Raw genomic sequence first — 21,358 nt, forward strand, 5'->3', positions numbered from 1 at the left:
CCGCCCGGCCCTGGGCCCGGTGACCGGAGGCGTCCCGCCGCCTTCTCGCGGCTGCGCAGCGTCCCCATGCCTACGGGGCGGTCCGCCGCGGCCGGGGCCGCTCAGTGGCCGCGTGGCAGTCCGCGGTGCTTGCACATGGCCGCTCCGGTGAGCAGGAGTCCGGCGGCGATGGGGACGAGGACGGCGGTCGCGGTGGCGGAGCCGTCTCCGGAGCCGGCCGCCGTGGCGGTGTCGGCGATGGCCGTCGTCTTGGGCGTGCTGTCGTGATCCGGCGCGGGGGTGGCGGTGGAGTCCGCCGTGCTGCCGGCTTCGGCGGTGGGTCCGCCCTCGTCGACGGCGGTGGCCGCCTCCTGGAGCAGGGGTTCCGTCGCGGCCTCGCGCTGCCGGGGGACGGTGGAGAGGGCGCCGCCGCGGTGCCGGGTGGCGGAGGGCGGGTCGGCGGGTTCGCCCTCGCGGGAGGCGCGGGGGCCGTCGGGCCGGGCCTGGGCGGGGACGGTGCCGAGCAGGCCGGAGGCGAGCGCGAAGGCGTCGGGGACGGCCGCCCGCTGGCCGGGCAGGGGCAGGCCGCCGGCCCGGATGCGTTCCTGGAGGGTGCCGCCGACGGCTCCGGCGACGCCGGTGATCCCGCCGGCGGGGCCGTTGCCGGTCGGCTCCCCGGCGGGCCCGGGGGAGCGGCCCGGCGGTCCGGACCCGACGGGACGTTCGGCTGACTGCCCGTCGAGGGCGGGTCCGTCGAGTACCGGCCTGTCGAGCACCGGCCGGTCGAGTGCCGGTGCGGCCTGCAGCGCGCGGCGGACGGTGGGCCGGGCCGGGTCCGGTACCGGGTCGGCGGTGGCCGCGTACGCCCCGGGGGCGCCGAATCCCCAGAGCTGTGCGAGCAGGGCCCCGGCGGCCGCGAGGACCCGGGGGCGGGGCAGCCGCTGGGCGATCCCGCGGCGGGCGCCGGCGACGCCGCGCGGGGCGCCGCGGGGGACGGGTTCCTGGGGCTTGGTCGCGTGATTGGCTCGCACGTGAATCGAGAACGAGCGGCCGGGCGGTGAGGTCACGCCCGCCGTCACGGACAGTCATCGTACGGGTGGCCCCGGGCCTGTTCTCCCGGGGCCACCGACCGGGTGGCGGTCAGGAGTTGGGGCGCAGGGTCCAGGTGACCGTCATCACGCCGGTGACGGCGCCGTCGGCGCGGGTGATCTCGACGGTGACCGGGAACTCGGGGCGGCCGCCGGCGTCCAGCTCGGCGACGACCTCGGCGGCCGGGCGGCCGAGCAGCGCGGTGGCGGTGACCTCGCCCATGGCCAGCTTCTTGTACGCGATCTCGGCGTTCACGGCGAGCGGCACGGCCCGGGACAGCTGGTCGCCGAAGGCGGCGAGCACGATGCAGCCGCTGGCGGACTCGGCCAGCGTGAACATCGCGCCGGCGTGCGGGCCGCCGACGTGGTTGTGGTACGCGGGCTGGTCCGGGAGGCGGAGCACGGCGCGCTCCGGGGTGGTCTCCAGGTACTCCAGCTTGAGGGTGTGCGCCATCGGCACGGTGGAGTCGAGCATCTGGCCGATCGTGGGAGTGGTCATGGCGACGATGTTACTAGTCGGTAGCTTCTGGGGGCAGGGGTCGCCGCAAAGCCGATCCGGCGGGCGCGTGTGAGGGAGCGCACACGCGGACGAGGGGGCGCGTGCGCAGCTGAGGCGGTGTCCGGCTGAGGCGGTGTTCGACCGAGGCCGTGTTTGGCCGAGGGGGGCGAAAACGCCTGAGGGGCCGATCTCTTGAAGAGATCGGCCCCTCAGGCTCTGGGGTGAGTGACGGGACTCGAACCCGCGGCCACCTGGACCACAACCAGGTGCTCTACCAACTGAGCTACACCCACCATCTGTCCGGCCCGTTCCCGCTCTCGCGTTCCCGTTCCGACAGGAAGAACTCTACAGGATCCGAGAGGGTGCTCGCGCCAGGGTTTCGCTCCGGCGAACGCGGGCACCTTCCCGGTCCCTCCGACAGGGGTCCGCCGGGCGGTTCCGGGCGGTTCCGGGGTGGGCCGCCAGGGGCGGGCCCGGGCTCAGCCCGCCGGGGCCTGGTACTTCCCGGCGATCGCCCGCGCGGTGTCGGCGTCCGGGCCGGGCTGCGGGACGAACACCGCCTCGCGGTAGTACCGCAGTTCGTCGATGCTCTCCCGGATGTCGGCGAGCGCCCGGTGGTTGCCGCCCTTCTGCGGGCTGTTGTAGTACGCCTTCGGGTACCAGCGGCGGGCCAGCTCCTTGATCGAGGAGACGTCCACGATCCGGTAGTGCAGGTGCTTCTCCAGGGCCGGCATGTCCCGGGCCAGGAAGCCGCGGTCGGTGGCCACCGAGTTGCCGCACAGCGGGGTCTTCCCGGCCTCCGGCACGTGCTCGCGCACGTAGGCGAGCACCCGCTCCTCGGCCTCGGCCAGGGTCACGCCCTGCTCCAGCTCCTCCAGCAGCCCGGAGGCGGTGTGCATCTCGCGCACCACCTCGGGCATGTTCGCCAGCGCCTCGGCCGGCGGCCGGATGATGACGTCCACGCCCTCGCCGAGGATGTTCAGCTCGGAGTCCGTCACCAGCACCGCGACCTCGACCAGGGCGTCCTGGTCGAGGTCGAGGCCGGTCATCTCACAGTCGATCCATACCAAACGGTCATTCACACAACTCACCCTACGGCGCGATCACGCGCCGCGGGGACCGGTGGAGCCGAGCGGGGTGCCTCGGCCTGGTGCTCCTCCGGTCCGTCGTGCGTGCCGTGGCCGTCCGGGTGCTCGCCCTCCCGGCCGGTCAGGACCGTGTGGCCGTCCCGTCCGGTCCGGACCTCGCGCGCCGCCCGGGCGCCCTCGGGCGCGGGCCGGCCGGCCTGGCCGCGGACCTGCGGAGCCCGGGCCTGGCGGCCGCGGAGCTCGCCCGGGCCGGAGCCCGGCTGCCCGGCCGGGGCCGGCATCCGTCCGGTGGCCGCGCCGTGGCCGCGCCCGGCCGAACCGGGGTCGTCCGCGGGCCGCTCGGCCGCGCTCCGGTGCCCCTGGCCCTGACCGCGCACCCCCGGCTGGGGGAGGCCGTCCTCCGCCGCCGCGTGCTCGGCGGTGCGCGGCGGACGACCGGTCCCCGATCCGGCCTGCGGCGGAACCACCGGCGGCCGCAGCGGACCGCGCCCAGCCGCACCCTGCTGCCCGGGGTGCGACTGCTGCGAGGCCTGCTGGTGCGGGTACGGCTGACCGCCGCGGGCGTGGAAGGCCTGGCCGGTCGGCGTCCCGACCTGGCCCGGGCCGAACCCGCCGGGCTGGCCATGGCCGCCCGGCTGCCCGTGCTGACCGTGCGGCACCGGCTGCCCGTGCGAGCCGACCGGGAGCGGCGCGCCCGGACCGGCCGGGAACGGCTGCCCCGACGGCATGCCGTGGGCCCCGCCGAACAGCGGACCGCCCGCCGGGACGACCGCGCCCGCCGGGTGCGGGATCGCTCCGGACAGCCGCAGGTCGCCGAGCGCACCGGCCGGCGCGGTCGGCTGCTGACCGGGACGGCGGGCCCGGTAGCTGGTCCGGTACGCGGCCGGGGAGACCCCGAGCTGGCGGCGGAAGTGCCCGCGCAGCGCCACCGGCGAACGGAACCCGCACCGGCGCGCGACGTCGTCCACCGACAGTTCCGAGGTCTCCAGCAGCCGCTGCGCCTGGAGCACCCGCTGGGTGATCAGCCACTGCAACGGCGCGCTGCCGGTGAGCGTGCGGAACCGCCGGTCGAAGGTGCGCCGGCTCATGTACGCGCGAGCCGCCAGCACCTCGACGTCGAACTGCTGGTTGAGGTTCTCCAGCGCCCAGGTGACCACCTCGGCCAGCGGGTCGTTGCCGATCTCTTCAGGTAAAGACTGATCGATGTACTGGGCCTGTCCTCCGCCGCCGCGGCGGCTCGGCACCACCAGGCGGCGGGCCAGCGCGTTGGCCGCCTCGGCGCCGTGGTCGCTGCGCACCACGTGCAGGCACAGGTCGATGCCGGCGGCGGTGCCGGCCGAGGTGAGCACGTCGCCGTCGTCGACGAACAGCTCGCGCGGGTCGACGTGGACCCGCGGGTAGCGCTTGGCCAGCGTCGGCGCGTACATCCAGTGGGTGGTCGCCGGGCGGCCGTCGAGCAGGCCGGCGGCGGCCAGTACGAAGGCGCCGGTGCAGAGCCCGATGATCCGGGCGCCCTCGTGGTGGGCCTTGCGCAGGGCGGTGATCGCCTCGACCGGCGGGGGCTGGGAGATTGAGCGCCAGGCCGGTACGACGATCGTGCCGGCCCGGGCGAGCGCCTCCAGGCCGTACGGCGCGGAGAGGGTCAGTCCGCCGGTGGTGGCCAGCGGGCCCTCCTCGCCGGCGCAGACCAGCAGGCGGTAGCGGGGCACCCCGGCGTCCTGGCGGTCCACGCCGAAGACGGAGAGCGGGATGGAGCTCTCGAAGATCGGGGCGCCGCCGAAGATCAGCACCGCGACGGTCTCCCGGCGGCGCCGGCCGGACAGCTTGCGCGGGGCGGAGGCCGTCACCGGGGTCGGGGAGCCGTTCGCTCCGGGCCCGCCGTGACCCAGCGGGCCGTGGCCGGAGCCGAGCGCGAGGCCGCCGAGCGGACCGCCGCCCGGCCCGGCGGCGACGGTGCCGCCGCCGTTCGGGCCCGGGGTGCCGCCGCCGTAGCCGGGGTGGCCGGAATGACCGGGGTGACCGAGCTGGCCGCCGTAGCCCGGGTGGCCGGAATGGCCGGGGTGGGCGGGATGTCCCGGGTGGCTGGAATGGCCCGGGTGCTCGCCGCCGTAGGTCTGGCCGGGACTGACGGGTCCTCGGCTGACTGGTTGTCCGCCGAAGGACTGTCCGCCGAAGGCCGGCTGGCCCCCGTAGGCGGGCTGTCCTCCGTAGGATGCCGCCGCGCCGTGGTCCGCCGTGGCCGGCGCCGCGCCGGGGCCGATGCCGGTGCCCGCCCCGGGGGAGGGCACCGCGGAGTACGAGGAGTGCGAGGCGGCGCCCGGGGTGCCGGAGGTGCGGGTGGTGGCGATCGCGGCGGTGCCAGTGCTTCTCGCGGACCGACCCGAGCTGCCGGCCGCCGCCTGGCCGCTGTCAGGACCCGCGTCGCTCCTGCTCACCCTGCTCAAGGCGCTCAAGCCCCCTCGGTGGTGTGGTGTGGGTGGTGCGGCACTGCTGGCCAAGATCGAAATCTATCGGGTGGACCATTGCCGTTGTGACAAGTTCACCATCCGACGCTATGTCGACATGGCAATTTGGCGTGATGCATTCGATCACGAAGCGTGGCACCCGTCGACCTTTCTGGGAAGAGGGCCGGGGCAACGGTGGCTGGTTGTCGCGGGACGGTTCCTGGGGCGTCCGGCTCCGGTGCGCCCGGCCGGCTGGTCTGGGCTGCGGATTTGCCCAAGCGGGAGGGATCGGCGCGAAATTGACCGAAAATCGGCGGTGCACGAGGGGGCGCACGGGGAGAAGTCGTGCGCCTCCCAGGCTTCATCCGGCCAAGCCTGGGACGGCGGAACCGGGAACCGGAGCACCGGGTTACGGTCCTGCCGTGAACACCAACAGCCGGCTCGAACGGGCCAACGACAACGCCGCCGCCTTCTGGCTCGCCCAAGCCCGCGTCCACGGCTGGCAGTCCCGCACCCGCCCGGGGCTGACCGCGGTCCGGTGCGCCCGGACCCCGGGCGACGCGCACCGCATCGTGGTGACCCGCCCCTACGACGAACCGGCCGTCGTGGAGCAGGAGTTGGCGGAGCTGATGGCCGATTGGTCGACCATACGCTGCACCGTGGAGGACCCGTACGACGGGCTCGACCTCACCGGCCTCGGCGCCACCCGGATGCCGCTCATGCCGGTGATGGTCCGGGACCCGGGACCGGTCGAGGGCGCGACCACCGACCTGCCCGTGGTCTCGGAGGCGCACGGGGGCGGCGTCCTGACGGTCGATGAGGCGCGGGACGGCGACAGCTTCGCCCTGGTCGAGCGGACGATCGTGGAGGGCTTCCCGCTGCCCGCCCGACAGCCCTGGGTCCGGGGCGAGGCCCTCCCGGAACAACTGCTGGACGTACCCGGCTGGCGGGGCTGGCTCGGCCGCGTCGACGGCGCGGTGGCGGGCACCTGCCTCACCTATGACGACGGCCAGGCAACCGGCGTGTACTGGGTCGCCACCCTGCCCGACCAGCGCGGCCGGGGCGCGGCCCGCGCCGTCCTCCGGACCGCCCTGGCCCACGCGCACCCGGACCGCCCGGCCACCCTGGTCGCCACCGCGCTCGGCGAACCGCTCTACCGCAAGCTCGGGTTCGTCGAGCAGGCCCGCACCTGCTGGTGGACCCGTACAGCGGTGGCGGCGACGGCGTAGCCGGGGCGGCGGGTGGAGTCGGTGGAGCGGGCGAACGGCTGACGGCGGCGCGGGGGCGGGCAGGGGGGCGGCAGGGGCGGCGGGGGCGGCGGGGCCGGAGCGGGGCAGGGAAGTAGGGGGCGGGGAAGCGGAGGGGGCTCGGGCGGGGTGTGGCCGAGGCGTTACCGGGCGGCCGCCACGGCGGCCGCCACGGCGGCCGCGGACGACGCCGCGGACGAGGCCGCAGGGGGCACGGCGGCGAAGGCGGTCCGGGCGGGGACGGCGCCGTCGGGCCCGCTGCCGAGGGGCTTCGGACGGACGGCTCCGGCCGTGACGGTGGCCGCGGCGCCGGCCGCGGTCGGTGCGGGGTGGAGGCCGTCCGCGGCCGGACCCGGTCTGCTCCCCGCCCTGGTCCCGGAGCCCGGGCCGGTCTCCGGACGGGCCTCGGCGATCAGGGCAAACCCGCCGGATCGGTTTCGGACACCCGGCCCACCTGCGGCGGTGGCCTGGCCGGCGGTCCCGGCGGTCGCGGGAACGGATGCACTCGGGCCGTCCACGGCGGCCACCGCGGGACGTGCGCCGGACCGTGCGCCGACCAGCGCCGTCGCGTGAACCGGTGCTCCCGCCGCGGCCTTCCGGAGCGGCCCGCCGGAGCGGACGTCCGGCCGCGGCGAGGGCGCGTTCCGCGCGGCGAGGACCTGGCCGACGGCCTCCGGCAGACCGGCCGCCTTCAGCGTCGGCCGGTAGCCGCTCTCCGCCCAGGGTCGGCCGTGGTGCAGCCAGACGCTGCGCAGTCCGGTGAGTTCGGCACCGGCGATGTCGGCGGGCGCGTGGTCCCCGATCATCCAGGTGTGCTCGGCCCAGTCCCCGGTGGGGGCGATGCCGCACCGCTGAGCCGCCATCTCGAAGATCAGCGGGTCCGGTTTGACGCAGTCGGCCTCCTCGGAGATGACCCAGCCGTCGACCAGGGGGCCGAGCCCGGTCCGCCGGATCTTCTCCAACTGCGGCCGGGTGCCGCCGTTGCTGACGATCCCCAGCGTCCACCCGGCGGCCCGGGCGACCCGGAGCGCCTCGATGTGCCGGGGCGGGCAGTGGATGTGGGAGTTGATGCCGCGTCGGTAGTGAGCGGTCAGGAAGTCGGCGGAGACGTCCAGCCCGTAGCGCCGCCGGACCGCCGACAGTACGGTGCTGCGCGGTACGTAGCCGCCGCCGTCGAGGGTGACGAACCAGTCGAGGTCGACCGGCGGGAGGTCGTGCTCGGACAGGAAGTCCTGCGCCCAGGCCCGGTAGGCGGCGTCCCGGGGCAGCAGGGTGTTGTCGAGGTCGAACAGGAGCAGGGACATGCCGAGCATGGTGCCAGCGGCCGCGCCTATGCATATGGCAAATGCCAGACGGCGTCGCGAAGCCGTACGCGTTGGCTGAAACGGCCTCCGCACCCCCGTGGCGGGCGGTGAGGCGCGCGTTCACCGGGACTGTCGGGGCAGGTCGGACGTCACGGTTCGCGACGCGCCGCAACGGATCGTCGCCGATCCATGACAGTCCGGTCACGGTGTCCCGTGGGGCTGTTGCGCCGCCCGGTCCGCTCAGTCAAGCTCCAGGGAACCTCCTTTCCGGAGGGGGCGCGATCGCCTGTGGGCGGGGCGCACAGCCTCGGCGGGCGCATCCCCCTTTCGCGGGAACAACGTCGCTCCGGGGCTTCCTCGCTGGGCGGGGCCCCAAGCCCGTCGTACTCTGAAAGGAACAGGTCACATACGGTGCTGCGCGGCGCAGACCGACGTCATCCCGTGGGCGGGCCTGCTGCCCGGGCAGCGTTGTCCTCCTCTCCTGTCGGCCCCTCTCCATCGAAGAGCCGTGAGCCATGGCTGGTTTTGAGCCTCCCCGACCGGTTGAACCGGACACGTCCCGCAGCGTGGACCCGGCCCGCGGGCCGGCCGCCGATCGTTCCGACGGCCGCGCCGAGCTGTGCGCCGACCAGCGCGGCGAGGACGGCCGTGACCACCACAGTGACCGCCACAGTGACCACCTCGGCGACGACCACGACGACCAGGACGGCAGCCACGGTAGTTACGGCAGCCACGGCGACGAACGCGACGGAGGCCGCGGGGGCGACAGCGCGGGCGGGTCTGTCGACGGGCCTGCCGACGCTGCCGGCGAACGAGCCGACGCGCGCGCCGAGGCCTCGGGCCGCATCCCGGGCGGACGGACGGGCCACGAGCGGGTCGACGACGGCGGCGTCGCCGACGACGCGGAGGGGTTCGAAGCGGCCGGAGCGGCCCGGCCGGCGGCCGACGTGCCACAGCCTGCGGAGCCAGGGGAGCCCGGCCCAGGGCGCGACAGCCCGCTGGGTTTCGCACGCGCTCTGCGCGGCCTCGCCCGCCGGGGCAGCCTCGCCCGCCGTGACCGCCCGGGGCCCCGCCAGCGGCGTGGCGAGCCTCCGGCCGACCCCGCCGGGGTTCCGGTGACAGGCCGCCTGGGCCCGGGGGCCGAGTACCCGGAGGCGGCTTCCGGCGCGGCCGGCCCGCTGGGCGGGCCCACCGAGCCGTCCGGGCAGGACACCCCGGCGCCGTCCCTCGACCCGGTGTTCCAGCACGGTGTGGTGGTCGGCTTCGACGGCTCGCTGTCGAGCGAGCGCGCCCTCGCCTACGCCGTCGGCATGGCGCGCCGCTCGCAGTGCGGCCTGGTGATCGTGCACGTCGCCAACCGCCTGCCCGCCACGGTCTGGGCGGGCTGCGAGCCGCCCGTCTTCGTCGACCTCCCCGACCACCGGACCGAGGTCCTCGGCCTGGAGCTCGCCTGCGCGGACTTCCTCACCGGGGTGCCGTGGATCCTGGTCGAGCGCGGAGGGGACATCTGCCACGAGATCGAGGAGGTCGGCCGTGAGTACGCCGCCGACGCGATCGTCGTCGGCACGACGCACGGCCTTCTCGGCAAGATCTTCGGCTCGGTCTCCGGACGGCTGGCGCGGCGGGCCAACCGCCCGGTGATCGTGATCCCCTGAGGCCCTGTTCCGGCGGCTTCTCCCGAAGCCGCCGCGACACCTCCTCCTACGCCTCCTCCTGCTGTTTCCTCCTGACGCCTTCCCCTGACGCCTCCTTCGCCGTGGCGCTCCCCAACTCTCGTCGCGGAGCGGTGTGTTGACCGGTGTGCCGGCCCGGTGGGCGTGGCTCAGGAGGCGACCGTCAGGATGCGGTCGTCACGAACCGACGCCGAGCTCCCGGGCGATGAGCATGCGCTGGACCTCAGACGTGCCCTCCCCGATTTCCAGGATCTTGCAGTCGCGCCAGAAGCGGGCGACCGGGAATTCGTTCATGAAGCCGTACCCGCCGTGGATCTGGGTCGCCTCGCGGGCGTTGTCGACGGCGGCCTCGGACGAGTACAGCTTCGCGATCGCGGCCTCCTTCTTGAACGGTTCGCCGTGCAGCAGCCGGGAAGCGGCGTCCCGCCAGGCCAGGCGGGAGGTGTGGGCGCGCAGCTCCATGTCGGCAAGCTTGAACTGGATGGCCTGGTTGGCGCCGATCGGCCGGCCGAAGGCCCGGCGCTCGCCGGAGTACTTCACGGACTCGTCGACGCAGCCCTGGGCCAGGCCGGTGGCCAGGGCCGCGATCGCGATGCGGCCCTCGTCGAGGATCCGCAGGAACTGGGCGTAGCCTCGGCCACGCTCGCCCAGCAGGTTGGCCGCGGGAACGCGGCAGTCGGTAAAGGACAGTTCGCGGGTGTCGGATGCGTTCCACCCGACCTTCGAGTACTTCTTCGAGACCTGGAAGCCGGGGGTCCCGGTGGGCACGATGATGGAGGAGATCTCCCGTGCAGGCGAGCGGAATTCGCCCTCTTCACTCGAACGAGCGATCGGTTCGGTGAGCGCGGTGACGGTGACCAGGCCGGTGATGTCGGTGCCGGAGTTGGTGATGAAGCACTTGGTCCCGTTGATGACCCACTCGTCGGTGGCCTCGTCGTACCGCGCCGTGGTCCGGGTGGCCCCCGCGTCCGACCCGCCCTCCGGCTCGGTGAGGCCGAAGGCGCCGAGGAGTTCGCCCGAGGTCAGCCGGGGCAGCCACTCGCGCTTCTGCTCCTCGGTGCCGAACCGGTAGATCGGCATCGCGCCGAGCGAGACGGCGGCCTCCAGGGTGATCGCCACCGAGGAGTCCACGCGGGCGAGTTCCTCCAGGGCGAGGCCGAGGGCGAAGTAGTCGCCGCCCATGCCGCCGTACTCCTCCGGGAAGGGCAGGCCGAAGAGGCCCATCCGCCCCATCTCCCGGACGATCTCGTACGGGAACTCCTCCCGCTCGTAGAACTCGCCGATCTTCGGCGCCACCACGTCCTGGGCGAATTCGGCGACGGTGCGCCGCAGTTCCTCGTACTCGCTGCTGAGCCTGTGGTCGAGCATGGTGATCCTCCTGGCGCCCGGCCGGGTCGGCTGCGGACGTGAGCGGGGTGACCGGCGTCCGTCGGACGGTGTGACGGTCGCACGGTGCGATTGAGGGATGGACTGTCGATCGGTGTGGGTGGTGCGGGGCGCCGGCCGGATGGTGCGGGCGGCCGGCGCCGGGGACGGGAGCGGGTGGTCAGCCCCCGGCGGAGCCGAGCAGGGCCTGGACGGTGCGGGACGGGCTCGGGCGGCCGAGGCGCCCGGCCATCCACCCGCTGGTCGCGACGAGGGAGCGCAGGTCGACGCCGGTCCGGATGCCGAGCCCGTGCAGCATCCAGACCAGGTCCTCGGTGGCCAGGTTGCCGGTGGCGCTCTTCGCGTACGGGCAGCCGCCCAGGCCGCCCGCCGAGGCGTCCACCGTGGTGACGCCCTCGCGCAGGGCCGCCAGGGTGTTGCTGAGCGCCTGGCCGTAGGTGTCGTGGAAGTGCACGGCGAGCCGGTCGACCGGGACGCCGGCCCGCGCGAAACCCGCCAGCAGGGCGGTGACCTGGCCCGGGGTGGCGACCCCGATGGTGTCGCCGAGGCTCAGCTCCGCGCAGCCCAGCTCCAGCAACCGCACGCCGTACCGGACCACCTGGTCGACCGGGACGGGGCCCTCCCACGGGTCGCCGAAGCACATCGAGAGGTAGCCGCGGACTGCGACCCCGGCCTCGGTGGCCCGGCCCACGACCGGGCGGAACATCGCCATGGCCTCGTCCGCCGAGCGGTTGAGGTTGCGGCGGGCGAAGGTCTCGGTGGCGCTGGCGAACACCGCGATGTCGGCGGCGTGGTGGGCGAGCGCGCGGTCCAGGCCGCGCTCGTTGGGCACCAGCACCGGCAGCCGCAGGCCGGGGTGGCGCTCCGGCAGACCGGCGAGCCGGGGGACCAGCTCCTCGGCGTCGGCCAGCTGCGGTACCCATTTCGGGTGAACGAAGCTGGTGGCCTCGACGGTGCGCAGCCCGGCGGCCGCGAGCCGGGCGATGAACTCGGCCTTGACCTCGACCGGTACCAGGGACTTCTCGTTCTGCAGGCCGTCGCGCGGCCCGACCTCGTGGATCCGGACCTCCTCGGGCAGGCCGGGGGCGCGGACCGGATCGGGCAGGCCCAGGTCGAGGGCGTCGGGCTCGCGGGCGGGGACGGGGGTGGTCACGACCGCACCTCCGCGGGCCCGGCGGGGACGGTGGCGGCGGCCGGCCCGGCCGGGGCGCCCTCGATCGACGCGTCCTCGACCGGGGTGACCACGACCAGCAGGTCCTCCATCGCGACGGTGGCGCCGGCGGTGGCCCGCAGCTCGGCCACCACGCCGTCGTGCGGTGCGGCGATCACGTGTTCCATCTTCATGGCCTCCAGCACGAGCAGGGGCTGTCCCTTGCGGACCGTCTCGCCCGCCGTGGTCTTGACGACGGTGACGGTGCCGGGCATCGGGGCGGTCAGGGCGCCGTGGTGCGCGCCGGCCCCGGTGGCGCTCTCGACGACCGGGTCGTAGCCGTGCAGCGGCCAGGCGTCGCCCTCGACGCCGAGCCAGGTCGCCGGTCCGGCGGCGGGGCCGGGGGTGGCGTCGGTGGCCAGCGAGAACGTGGTCCGGAGGCCGTCGACGGTCAGGTGCAGCCGGTCGCCGGCCAGGCTCACGCGGGCGCGGTGCGCGGGGCCTCCGTCGAGCCGGAGCTCCAGCTCGCGGACGGGCCCGGCGGAATTGTCAGTGGCATCGGCTACGTTGCCCGCAGTGATCGAACGGATGCTCACCGCCACCGGGTCCTGGCCGGGGGTGCGGAGTCGGTGGGTGGTCCAGGCAGGGGTGCCGCCCAGGCGCCAGCCGGAGGGAAGGGAGAACGGGTCGGTCCAGCCGCCGGGATCGGCGGGCGGAGTGAGTTCCAGGTGCCGTGCCAGCGCGGCCGCGTAGTAGAGGAGGTGAGCGGGCGACGGCGGTTCGGCCGCCGAGGCCGCGTCGGGGTCGGTCGCGTCCGGGTCGGTCGCGTTCGTGGGGGAGTACGGCGAGGTGAGCAGGGCCGGCTGCTCCTGGGCCGTCCGCTCCACGAGGCCGGTGTCCAGCCGGCCGGCGGCGACCTCGGGGTGGGCGAGCAGTCGGCGCAGGAAGCCGGTGTTGGTGGTGACACCCAGGATGCGGGTGTCGGCCAGCGCCGCGCGGAGCCGGCGCAGCGCGGTCGGGCGGTCGGGCCCGTACGCGATGACCTTGGCGAGCATGGGGTCGTAGGCGCTGGTGACGACGGTTCCGGGGGCGACCCCGGAGTCGACGCGGATGCCCTCGCCCCGGGGCTCGTCCAGGGTGAGGATGCGGCCGCCGGTGGGCAGGAAGTCCCGTTCCGGGTCCTCGGCGCAGATGCGGGCCTCGATGGCGTGGCCCAGGAAGGAGATGTCGGACTGGGCGAAGGAGAGCGCTTCGCCGGCGGCGACGCGCACCTGCCACTCGACCAGGTCGAGCCGGGCCGCGTCCGCGCCGACGGCGACGGCGAGCTCGGTGACGGGGTGTTCCACCTGGAGGCGGGTGTTCATCTCCATGAAGAAGAAGTCCCGCACCCCCTCGGCGGCGGAGGCGGGGGCGTCCGGGTCGATGCCGGGAACGATGAACTCCACGGTGCCGGCACCGGTGTAGCCACAGGACTCCGCGGCGCGGACGGCCGCGGCGCCCATCGCGGCACGGGTCTCGGCGTTGAGGAGAACGGAGGGAGCCTCTTCGATCAGTTTCTGGTGGCGGCGCTGCAGGCTGCACTCGCGCTCGCCGAGGTGGACGGTGGTGCCGTGGGCGTCGGCGAGCACCTGCACCTCGATGTGGCGCGGCCGGTCGACCCAGCGCTCCAGCAGCAGGGTGTCGTCGCCGAAGGCGGTGCGGGCGACGCGGCGGGCGGCGGCGATCTCGGTGGGCAGGTCGGCGCGGTCCCGCACGAGGCGCATGCCCTTGCCGCCACCGCCGGCGGACGGCTTGAGCAGCACCGGGTAGCCGATCTCGTCGGCGGCGGCGACGAGGTCCTCGTCGGTGGGCGCGGTGGCCTGGCTGCCGGGGACCACCGGGACGCCGGCGGCCCGGACGGCCTCCTTGGCGTTGATCTTGTCGCCCATCAGCTCGACCGCACCGGGAGGTGGTCCGATGAAGACGAGGCCCGCGTCGGCGCAGGCGCGGGCGAAGCCGGCGTTCTCGGCGAGGAAGCCGTAGCCGGGGTGGACGGCCTGGGCGCCGGTGCGGCGGGCGGCGGCCAGGATCTGGTCGGTCCGCAGGTACGTCTCGGTCGCCGAGCTGTCGCTGCGGTCGGCCGGGCCGAGCCGGACCGCGACGTCGGCCTCGCGGACGTGCGGCGCGTCGGCGTCCGCGTCGCTGAACACGGCGACCGAACGGACGCCGAGCCGTCGCAGGGTGCGGATCACCCGCAGGGCGATCTCGCCGCGGTTGGCGACCAGAACTGTGTCGAACATGGGAGGCGTTCCTCCGGGTCGAGGGGAGCCGTACGAAGGAGGTGGCGGTGGGCGGTCGGGCGCCGGCCCGGGTGGGCCGGCGCCGCGGGGAGTCACACCCGGAAGGGAGGATTCACGGACGCGGGGGTGACACGAGGAGGCGTCACATGCGGAAGACGCCGTACGGAGCGGGCGGCGCCAGCGGGGCGTTGGCGCAGGCGGTGAGGGCGAGACCGACGACGGTGCGGGTGTCCATCGGGTCGATCACGCCGTCGTCCCAGAGCCGGGCGGTGGCGTAGTAGGCGTTGCCCTGGCGCTCGTACTGCTCGCGGACGGGGCGCTTGAACTCCTCCTCCGCCTCGGTCGGCCATTGCTCGCCGTGCGCCTCCAACTGGTCGCGGCGGACGGTGGCGAGGACGGAGGCCGCCTGCTCGCCGCCCATCACGGAGATCTTGGCGCCCGGCCACATCCACAGGAAGCGGGGTGAGTAGGCCCGGCCGCACATCGAGTAGTTGCCGGCTCCGTACGATCCGCCGATCACCACGGTCAGCTTCGGGACGCGGGTGCAGGCGACGGCGTTGACCATCTTGGCGCCGTGCTTGGCGATGCCGCCCGCCTCGTACTGCCGGCCGACCATGAACCCGGTGATGTTCTGGAGGAAGAGGAGGGGGATGCCGCGCTGGTCGCACAACTCGATGAAGTGGGCGCCCTTGAGGGCGGACTCGGCGAACAGCACGCCGTTGTTGGCGACGATGCCGACCGGGTGGCCGTGGATCCGGGCGAAGCCGGTGACCAGGGTGGCGCCGTACTCGGCCTTGAACTCGGCGAACCGGCTGCCGTCCACCAGGCGGGCGATCACCTCGCGCACGTCGTAGGGCGTGCGCGGGTCGACCGGCACGGCGCCGTACAGGCCGGCCGGGTCGACGGCCGGCGGCTCGACCGGGGTGAGCGGCCACGGCCTGGCCTCGCGCGGGCCGAGCCCGGCCACGATCGTGCGGACGATGGAGAGGGCGTGGGTGTCGTCCTCGGCCAGGTGGTCCGTCACGCCCGAGGTGCGGGAGTGCAGCTCGCCGCCGCCCAGCTCCTCGGCGGTGACCACCTCACCGGTGGCGGCCTTCACCAGCGGCGGACCGCCCAGGAAGATCGTGCCCTGGTTGCGGACGATCACGGCCTGGTCGCTCATCGCCGGGACGTACGCGCCGCCGGCCGTGCACGAGCCGAGCACGGCGGCGATCTGCGGGATGCCCGCGGCGGAGAGCCTGGCCTGGTTGTAGAAGATCCGGCCGAAGTGGTCGCGGTCCGGGAAGACCTCGTCCTGCATCGGGAGGAAGGCGCCGCCGGAGTCCACCAGGTAGACGCAGGGCAGCCGGTTCTCCAGCGCGACCTCCTGGGCGCGCAGGTGCTTCTTCACCGTCATCGGGTAGTAGGTGCCGCCCTTGACGGTGGCGTCGTTGGCGACCACCACCACCTCGCGCCCGGCGACCCGGCCGATGCCGGCGATCACTCCGGCCGCGGGGGCCGCGCCGTCGTACATCCCGTCGGCGGCCAGCGGGGCCAGCTCCAGGAAGGGGGAGGCCGGGTCGAGCAGGGTGTCCACACGGTCGCGGGGCAGCAGCTTGCCGCGTGAGGTGTGCCGGGCGCGGGCCTTGGCGCCGCCGCCCAGGGCGGCCGCGTCGAGCTTCGCGCGCAGCTCGGCGACCAGGGCGCGGTGCGCCTCGGTGTTGGCGCGGTACGCCTCGGAGCCCGGGTCGGCGGAGCTGCCGAGCCGGGGTGCCGGTGCGGCTGCCGCGGCCGGGGCGGCGCCGGGCGCCGCCGCCGTGCCGGTCGCTGCGACGAGCCGGACGCCGGTGGGTGTGCCGGCGGTTGAGTTGACCATTCCCAAGAGCTCCCTTGCCCTCGGACCAGGTGGGCAGCCGGGTGCGGTCCGCCCGTGATCGCCACGTTAATTAACGTTAACTTACGCGCCCAGGTTAACGGCCGATAACCCGACTGTCTACGATGGACGGCATGCCCAACGTCCCCGCCGCCTCCGCGCTCCCCCGCCGTGACCAGATCCGCAGGGAGGCCGCGAGGCTGTTCGCCGCCCGGGGCTTCCTCGGCGTGGGCGTGGACGAGATCGGCAAGGCCGTCGGCATCAGCGGCCCCGCGCTCTACCGCCACTTCGCCGGCAAGGACGCGATGCTCGCGGACCTGCTGATCGGCATCAGCGAGCGCCTGCTGGACGAGGGGCGCCGCCGCGCGGGCGGCGGCGAGGGCCCGGCCGCCACGCTGGACGCGCTGATCAGCGGCCACGTCGACTTCGCACTGGGCGACCGGGACCTGATCACCCTGCACGACCGCGAGCTGCTGAACCTCAAGGAGGAGGACCGGCGCACCGTCCGCCGGCTCCAGCGCGGCTACGTCGAACTGTGGGTGGACGTGGTCCGGCAGGCCTACCCGCCGTTGGCTGAACCCGCCGCCGAGCCGGTGGCCCGGGCCGCCGTGCACGCCGTCTTCGGCCTGATCAACTCGACCCCGCACAGCCTCGGCCCGAACCCCGACCAGGGCGAGCGCGCCGCCCTCCAGCGCGACGGCATGGCCGCCCTGCTCCACGCCCTCGCCCACGGCGCGTTCGCAGCGGCCGCGGGCTCGGCCGGCGGCCCCGGCGTCCCTGTCGTCCCCGGCGCCGCTGTCGCTCCCGTCGGCGGCTCGGCGGCCGCGGAGGCCTGAGCCCGCATTCCCGGCTCCAGCTCCAGCTCCGGCTCCGGCTCCGACCACGGTTCCGGTTGCGCCCTCGGCTCCGTTCCCGGCTTCGTTTTCGACGAAGAGCGGCCCGGCGGAGAATGGTCGGGAGCGAAGGTCTGCCGGTGAACGTCCCTATCGGTAGCCCGCCCGGAGCCCGCCCGCAGCCGGCCGTTGGCCCGTCCGGAGGCCTAGTCCCAAAGGACGGCGCCCGTCCGCCCGTGGCCGCTGGGTGTCGCGAGGGTCGTCGGCGACTCTGGAAATGGCCCGGGCGGAGTGGGCCATGCGAGTGTTCGGCCGGGAATCACCGCAGGCCATCGACTGTTGGCGAGTCCGCCGGACCGGATGATCCGGGCTGTCAGGGCCCGTTCCGAACCCGCCCGGGGCGGAAAACGCCGTGGCGACCACCCGACGAAATGGTTAGCATCCCTAAATATGCCTGAGACTCACGGATCCACGGTGGAGCAATCCCCGAGCGGCCCCCCGGCCCCCGGCACGACCCCGGAGGCCCCCGTCGACAGCCCGCAGGCCGCCGTCGGGAACACCGGGCCGGCCGCCGAAGACGCCGAGCCCGCCCCCGACAACGTCCGGCCCGCCGCCAAGAGCGCCGAGGCTTCTGAGCCCGCCCCCGAGAGCGCCGCCGAGTCGGCCGGCTGGCTCAGCCGCCTGGTCGGCTACAGCTGGCGGTCCCGCCGCAGCCTGCTCTTCGCCTTCGGAGCCTCGCTCCTCGGCATGGCCGTCACCGCGCTGGTGCCGCTGGTCACCAAGCTGATCATCGACGACGTCATCGTCGCCCGCACCCGTTCGCTGGCCCCCTGGGCGGTGGTGCTGCTGCTCGCGGCCCTCGTGGTCTTCGGCTGCACCCAGGTCCGCCGCTACTACGGCGGCCAGCTCGCGGTGGACGTCCAGCACGAGATGCGCAGCGACCTGTTCCGCTCGCTCGGGCGGCTGGATGGCCACCGCCAGGACCGGCTGGACACCGGGCAGGTGGTGGGGCGCGCGACCTCCGACCTCCAGCTGGTCAACGGCCTGCTCTCGATGCTGCCGATGATGACCGGCTACCTGCTGATGTTCGTCATGTCGCTGGTCGTGATGGTCTGGCTGTCCCCGCCGCTCACCCTGATCACCGTGGTCATGGCCCCCGCGCTGTGGTGGGTCTCGGCGTTCAGCCGCAAGCGCCTCTTCCCCGCCACCTGGGCCGCCCAGCAGGAGGCGGCGGCCGTCGCGGGCGTGGTGGACGGCGCGATCGGCGGCGTCCGCGTCGTCAAGGGCTTCGGCCAGGAGGCCCAGGAGCTCGACAAGCTGGAGACGGCCTCCCGCAACCTCTTCGCGGCCCGGCTCCGGTCGATCCGGCTCAACGCCCGCTACAACCCGGCGATGCAGGCGATCCCGGCGCTCGCCCAGGTCGGCGTCCTGGCCTTCGGCGGCTGGCTGGCCGTCGACGGCAGGGTCACCCTCGGGACATTCGTCGCCTTCTCCACGTACGTCGCCCAGATGACCGGCCCGGTGCGGATGCTGACCATGGTCATCACCGTCGGCCAGCAGGCCCGGGCCGGGGTGGAGCGCGTCCTTCAGCTGATCGACGAGCGCCCGCTGGTCCAGGAGCGCCCGGACGCCCGCACCCTGGACCTCGCGCACGGCGAGAGCCCGGAGAGCGCGCCGCAGAGCACTCCGGGAGGAGCGCTCGTCGGCCCGCGGACCCCCGACATCGCCCTGGAGTTCGACCGGGTCGAGTTCCGCTACGACCCCGAGCACCCCGCCCCCGTCCTGCACGGCCTCAGCCTGAAGCTGGCCCCCGGCGAGACCCTCGCCCTGGTCGGCGCCTCCGGCTCCGGCAAGTCGACGGTGGCCCAGCTGGTGCCCCGCTTCTACGACCCGGCCGCCGGCACCGTCCGCCTGTACGGCCACGACCTGCGCGACCTCACCCTGGACTCGGTCCGCGCGACGGTCGGCATCGTCCCCGAGGAAAGCTTCCTCTTCTCCGAGACGGTCCGCACCAACATCGCCTACGGCCGCCCGGACGCGACGGACGAGCAGGTGGTCGCCGCCGCCCGCGCCGCCCAGGCCGACGAGTTCGTCCGCGCGCTGCCGGACGGCTACGACACCAAGGTCGGCGAGCAGGGCCTGACGCTCTCCGGCGGCCAGCGCCAGCGCATCGCGCTGGCCCGGGCGATCCTCACCGACCCCCGGATCCTGCTGCTGGACGACGCCACCTCGGCGGTCGACCCGCAGATCGAGGCGGAGATCCACGACGCGCTGCGCTCGGTGATGACCGGCCGCACCACGCTGCTGATCGCCCACCGCCGCTCGACCCTCCAACTCGCCGACCGGATCGCCGTGCTGGAGCGCGGCCGGCTGCTGGACCTCGGAACGCACGAGGAACTCGAAGCCCGATGTCCCCAGTACCGGGCCCTGATCACCGATCCCGAGGCCGGTCACGCCGACCGGCAGTCCGCCCTCGAAGCAGCGTCCGACGAGCCGGCGTCCGCAGAGGCACCCGGAACCCCCGTAGCCGACGGAACCACCGCAACCCCTGGAGCCGGCGCAACCCCCGGAACCCCGGCGACCCCGGCCACCCCCGCCCTCCCCACCCCCGCCCTGGCCAAGGCCGCCCGCACCGCCGACCCCGACCTGCTGGACAAGGTCGCGTCCCTCCCGCCCGCCTCCGACGTCCCGGCCGTCCTCCGCGCCGAGGCCGAGGCCGGTGACCCCGACTTCAGCCTGAGCCGCCTGCTGCGCCCCTTCCGCACCCCGCTGCTCATCGCCCTCCTGCTGGTCGCCCTGGACGCGGCGGCCGGGCTGGTGCTGCCGGTGCTGATCCGGCACGGCATCGACGAGGGCGTCCGCAAGGGCCTGATGTCCGGCGTCGCGGTGGCCTCGCTGGCCGCTCTCGTCGTGGTCCTGCTGGACTGGGTGGTGCAGAGCGCCGAGAACCGGGTCAGCGGCCGTACCGGCGAGCGGGTCCTCTACACACTTCGGCTCAAGATCTTCGCCCACCTCAACCGGCTCGGCCTGGACTACTACGAGCGCGAGCTGACCGGCCGGATCATGACCCGGATGACCACCGACCTGGACTCGCTGACCTCCTTCCTCCAGACCGGCATGGTCACCGCCGTGGTCAGCCTGCTGACCTTCGCCGGGATCTTCGCCGCCCTGCTGATCATCGACGCCGGCCTGGCCCTGGTGGTCTTCGCGGTCCTGCCGCTGCTGGTGATCGCCACCCTGGTGTTCCGCAAGAAGTCCAAGGACCAGTACGAGCGCTCCCGCGACCTGATCAGCACCGTCAACGCCGACCTCCAGGAGAACGTGGCCGGCATGCGGATCGTCCAGGCCTTCCGCCGCCTGGACACCAACACCGACCGCTTCGTGGCCCGCGGCATCGCCTACCGCGAGGCCCGGGTCCGGGCCCAGCTCTACATCTCGCTGTACTTCCCGTTCGTCCAGTTCCTCTCCAGCGTGGCCGCCGCGCTGGTGCTGATCGTCGGCGCTGCCCGGGTCGACGCCGGGACGCTGACGGTCGGTGCGCTGGTCGCGTACCTGCTCTACATCGACCTGTTCTTCGCGCCGGTCAACCAGCTGTCCCAGGTGTTCGACGGGTACCAGCAGGCCTCGGTGGGCCTCGGCCGCATCCGCGAGCTGCTGCGCACCCCGACCGCCACCGCGGAGGCGGCAGACCCGGTCCCGGTGGCCGGGGGCCTGCGCGGCGAGATCTCCTTCGAGGGGGTCGGCTTCGCCTACAACGGCGGCGCGGACGGCGCCCCGACCGTGCTGAGCGGCGTGGACCTGCACATCCCGGCCGGGCAGACGGTGGCGCTGGTCGGCGAGACCGGCGCCGGCAAGTCGACGCTGGTGAAGCTGGTCGCCCGGTTCTACGACGCGACGGAGGGCACCGTCCGGGTGGACGGGGTCGACCTCACCCGCTACGACCTGGCGCAGTACCGCCACCGCCTGGGCGTGGTGCCGCAGGAGGCGTACCTCTTCGCGGGCACGGTCCGCGAGGCGATCGCCTACGGCCGGCCGGGCGCCTCGGCGGCCGAGGTGGAGGCGGCGGCCCGGGCGGTCGGCGCGCACGACATGATCGTCCGGCTCTCGGACGGCTACGACCACGAGGTGGCCGGCCGCGGGCGCAACCTCTCGGCGGGCCAGCGCCAGCTGATCGCGCTGGCCCGGGCCGAACTGGTCGACCCGGACATCCTGCTGCTCGACGAGGCCACGGCGGCGCTCGACCTGGCCACCGAGGCGGCCGTCAACCAGGCCGCGGACCGGCTCAGCGGCGGCCGGACCACCCTGGTCATCGCCCACCGCCTGACCACCGCCGAGCGCGCCGACCGGGTGGTCGTGCTGGACCACGGCCGGGTGGTCGAGGACGGCACACACACCGAACTGCTCGCCCGGGGCGGCACCTACAGCCGGCTCTGGCAGGCGTTCATCGCCGACGGCCACCCGGCGGCCGAGGCTGTCGCCGCCGGATAGGGCGGCCCCGCACCCGGAGGCCCGCACGCGTGGCCCCGAATCCGGAGC

Annotated in this window: 13 protein-coding genes, 1 tRNA gene and 1 pseudogene; 4 read left to right on the plus strand and 11 right to left on the minus strand. The window is 74.6% G+C overall.

The window, feature by feature from the left end; genetic code table 11:
* Positions 1-101: 101 nt before the first annotated feature.
* The 5 genes and pseudogenes from ACWDD9_RS39305 to ACWDD9_RS39325 all read right to left on the minus strand — a co-directional run.
* The gene (locus tag ACWDD9_RS39305) at positions 102-1,010 is read right to left on the minus strand and encodes a hypothetical protein (RefSeq protein ID WP_449814245.1); all 909 of its coding nucleotides are present in this window, start codon (positions 1,008-1,010) and stop codon (positions 102-104) included.
* Between the two features lie 109 nt (positions 1,011-1,119).
* The gene (locus ACWDD9_RS39310) at positions 1,120-1,566 is read right to left on the minus strand and encodes a DUF4442 domain-containing protein (RefSeq protein ID WP_049660764.1); all 447 of its coding nucleotides are present in this window, start codon (positions 1,564-1,566) and stop codon (positions 1,120-1,122) included.
* Positions 1,567-1,783: 217 nt separating this feature from the next.
* A tRNA-His gene (locus tag ACWDD9_RS39315) sits at positions 1,784-1,859 on the minus strand.
* Positions 1,860-2,045: 186 nt separating this feature from the next.
* Complete coding sequence (orn, locus tag ACWDD9_RS39320; protein WP_049660762.1) at positions 2,046-2,648, minus strand: oligoribonuclease; 603 nt, start codon at positions 2,646-2,648, stop codon at positions 2,046-2,048.
* A gap of 847 nt (positions 2,649-3,495) precedes the next feature.
* Positions 3,496-4,501 (minus strand): annotated as a pseudogene (locus ACWDD9_RS39325) (helix-turn-helix domain-containing protein); the annotation flags it as partial.
* Between the two features lie 1,019 nt (positions 4,502-5,520).
* Here ACWDD9_RS39325 and ACWDD9_RS39330 point away from each other — a divergent pair.
* Positions 5,521-6,327, plus strand: coding sequence for a GNAT family N-acetyltransferase (locus ACWDD9_RS39330; protein ID WP_449814246.1), 807 nt, complete (start codon positions 5,521-5,523; stop codon positions 6,325-6,327).
* A 161-nt stretch (positions 6,328-6,488) separates the two neighbouring features.
* Here ACWDD9_RS39330 and ACWDD9_RS39335 read toward each other — a convergent pair whose 3' ends face one another.
* Both ACWDD9_RS39335 and ACWDD9_RS39340 read right to left on the minus strand, forming a co-directional pair.
* Positions 6,489-7,649, minus strand: coding sequence for an HAD family hydrolase (locus ACWDD9_RS39335; RefSeq protein WP_449814247.1), 1,161 nt, complete (start codon positions 7,647-7,649; stop codon positions 6,489-6,491).
* A 434-nt stretch (positions 7,650-8,083) separates the two neighbouring features.
* Positions 8,084-8,365: a hypothetical protein gene (locus ACWDD9_RS39340; protein WP_449814248.1), complete on the minus strand. Its 282-nt coding sequence runs from the start codon at positions 8,363-8,365 to the stop codon at positions 8,084-8,086.
* Positions 8,366-8,827: 462 nt separating this feature from the next.
* Between ACWDD9_RS39340 and ACWDD9_RS39345 the strand changes: the two genes are divergently transcribed.
* Positions 8,828-9,304 carry a universal stress protein gene (locus ACWDD9_RS39345; protein WP_049653914.1) on the plus strand — a complete coding sequence of 159 codons (477 nt, stop codon included), beginning with the start codon at positions 8,828-8,830 and terminating at the stop codon, positions 9,302-9,304.
* Between the two features lie 195 nt (positions 9,305-9,499).
* Here ACWDD9_RS39345 and ACWDD9_RS39350 read toward each other — a convergent pair whose 3' ends face one another.
* From ACWDD9_RS39350 to ACWDD9_RS39365, 4 genes are all read right to left on the minus strand, one after another.
* Complete coding sequence (locus ACWDD9_RS39350; RefSeq protein ID WP_049653907.1) at positions 9,500-10,690, minus strand: acyl-CoA dehydrogenase family protein; 1,191 nt, start codon at positions 10,688-10,690, stop codon at positions 9,500-9,502.
* 178 nt (positions 10,691-10,868) lie between these two features.
* Positions 10,869-11,861 carry a hydroxymethylglutaryl-CoA lyase gene (locus ACWDD9_RS39355; protein ID WP_449814249.1) on the minus strand — a complete coding sequence of 331 codons (993 nt, stop codon included), beginning with the start codon at positions 11,859-11,861 and terminating at the stop codon, positions 10,869-10,871.
* On the minus strand, positions 11,858-14,137 hold the full coding sequence (locus tag ACWDD9_RS39360) for an ATP-binding protein (RefSeq protein WP_449814250.1): 2,280 nt from the start codon (positions 14,135-14,137) through the stop codon (positions 11,858-11,860). Before ACWDD9_RS39360 ends, ACWDD9_RS39355 begins: the two co-directional genes overlap by 4 nt.
* A gap of 142 nt (positions 14,138-14,279) precedes the next feature.
* Entirely contained in the window at positions 14,280-15,992 is a 1,713-nt protein-coding gene (locus tag ACWDD9_RS39365) for a carboxyl transferase domain-containing protein (protein ID WP_082345874.1), read from the minus strand.
* A 131-nt stretch (positions 15,993-16,123) separates the two neighbouring features.
* Here ACWDD9_RS39365 and ACWDD9_RS39370 point away from each other — a divergent pair, with 131 nt between their 5' ends.
* Both ACWDD9_RS39370 and ACWDD9_RS39375 read left to right on the plus strand, forming a co-directional pair.
* Entirely contained in the window at positions 16,124-16,825 is a 702-nt protein-coding gene (locus ACWDD9_RS39370; protein ID WP_449814251.1) for an SACE_7040 family transcriptional regulator, read from the plus strand.
* A gap of 447 nt (positions 16,826-17,272) precedes the next feature.
* Complete coding sequence (locus tag ACWDD9_RS39375; RefSeq protein ID WP_449814252.1) at positions 17,273-21,310, plus strand: ABC transporter transmembrane domain-containing protein; 4,038 nt, start codon at positions 17,273-17,275, stop codon at positions 21,308-21,310.
* The last annotated feature ends 48 nt before the right edge of the window (positions 21,311-21,358 follow it).

The sequence above is a fragment of the Kitasatospora sp. NPDC001119 genome (assembly GCF_053598475.1).

Excerpts from the sequence above, each read along its gene's own strand:
- ACWDD9_RS39350 (WP_049653907.1), bottom strand. The coding sequence starts at position 10,690 with ATGCTCGACCACAGGCTCAGCAGCGAGTACGAGGAACTGCGGCGCACC.
- ACWDD9_RS39310 (WP_049660764.1), bottom strand. The coding sequence starts at position 1,566 with ATGACCACTCCCACGATCGGCCAGATGCTCGACTCCACCGTGCCGATG.
- ACWDD9_RS39360 (WP_449814250.1), bottom strand. The coding sequence starts at position 14,137 with ATGTTCGACACAGTTCTGGTCGCCAACCGCGGCGAGATCGCCCTGCGG.
- ACWDD9_RS39335 (WP_449814247.1), bottom strand. The coding sequence starts at position 7,649 with ATGTCCCTGCTCCTGTTCGACCTCGACAACACCCTGCTGCCCCGGGAC.
- ACWDD9_RS39370 (WP_449814251.1), top strand. The coding sequence starts at position 16,124 with ATGCCCAACGTCCCCGCCGCCTCCGCGCTCCCCCGCCGTGACCAGATC.
- ACWDD9_RS39375 (WP_449814252.1), top strand. The coding sequence starts at position 17,273 with ATGCCTGAGACTCACGGATCCACGGTGGAGCAATCCCCGAGCGGCCCC.
- ACWDD9_RS39365 (WP_082345874.1), bottom strand. The coding sequence starts at position 15,992 with ATGGTCAACTCAACCGCCGGCACACCCACCGGCGTCCGGCTCGTCGCA.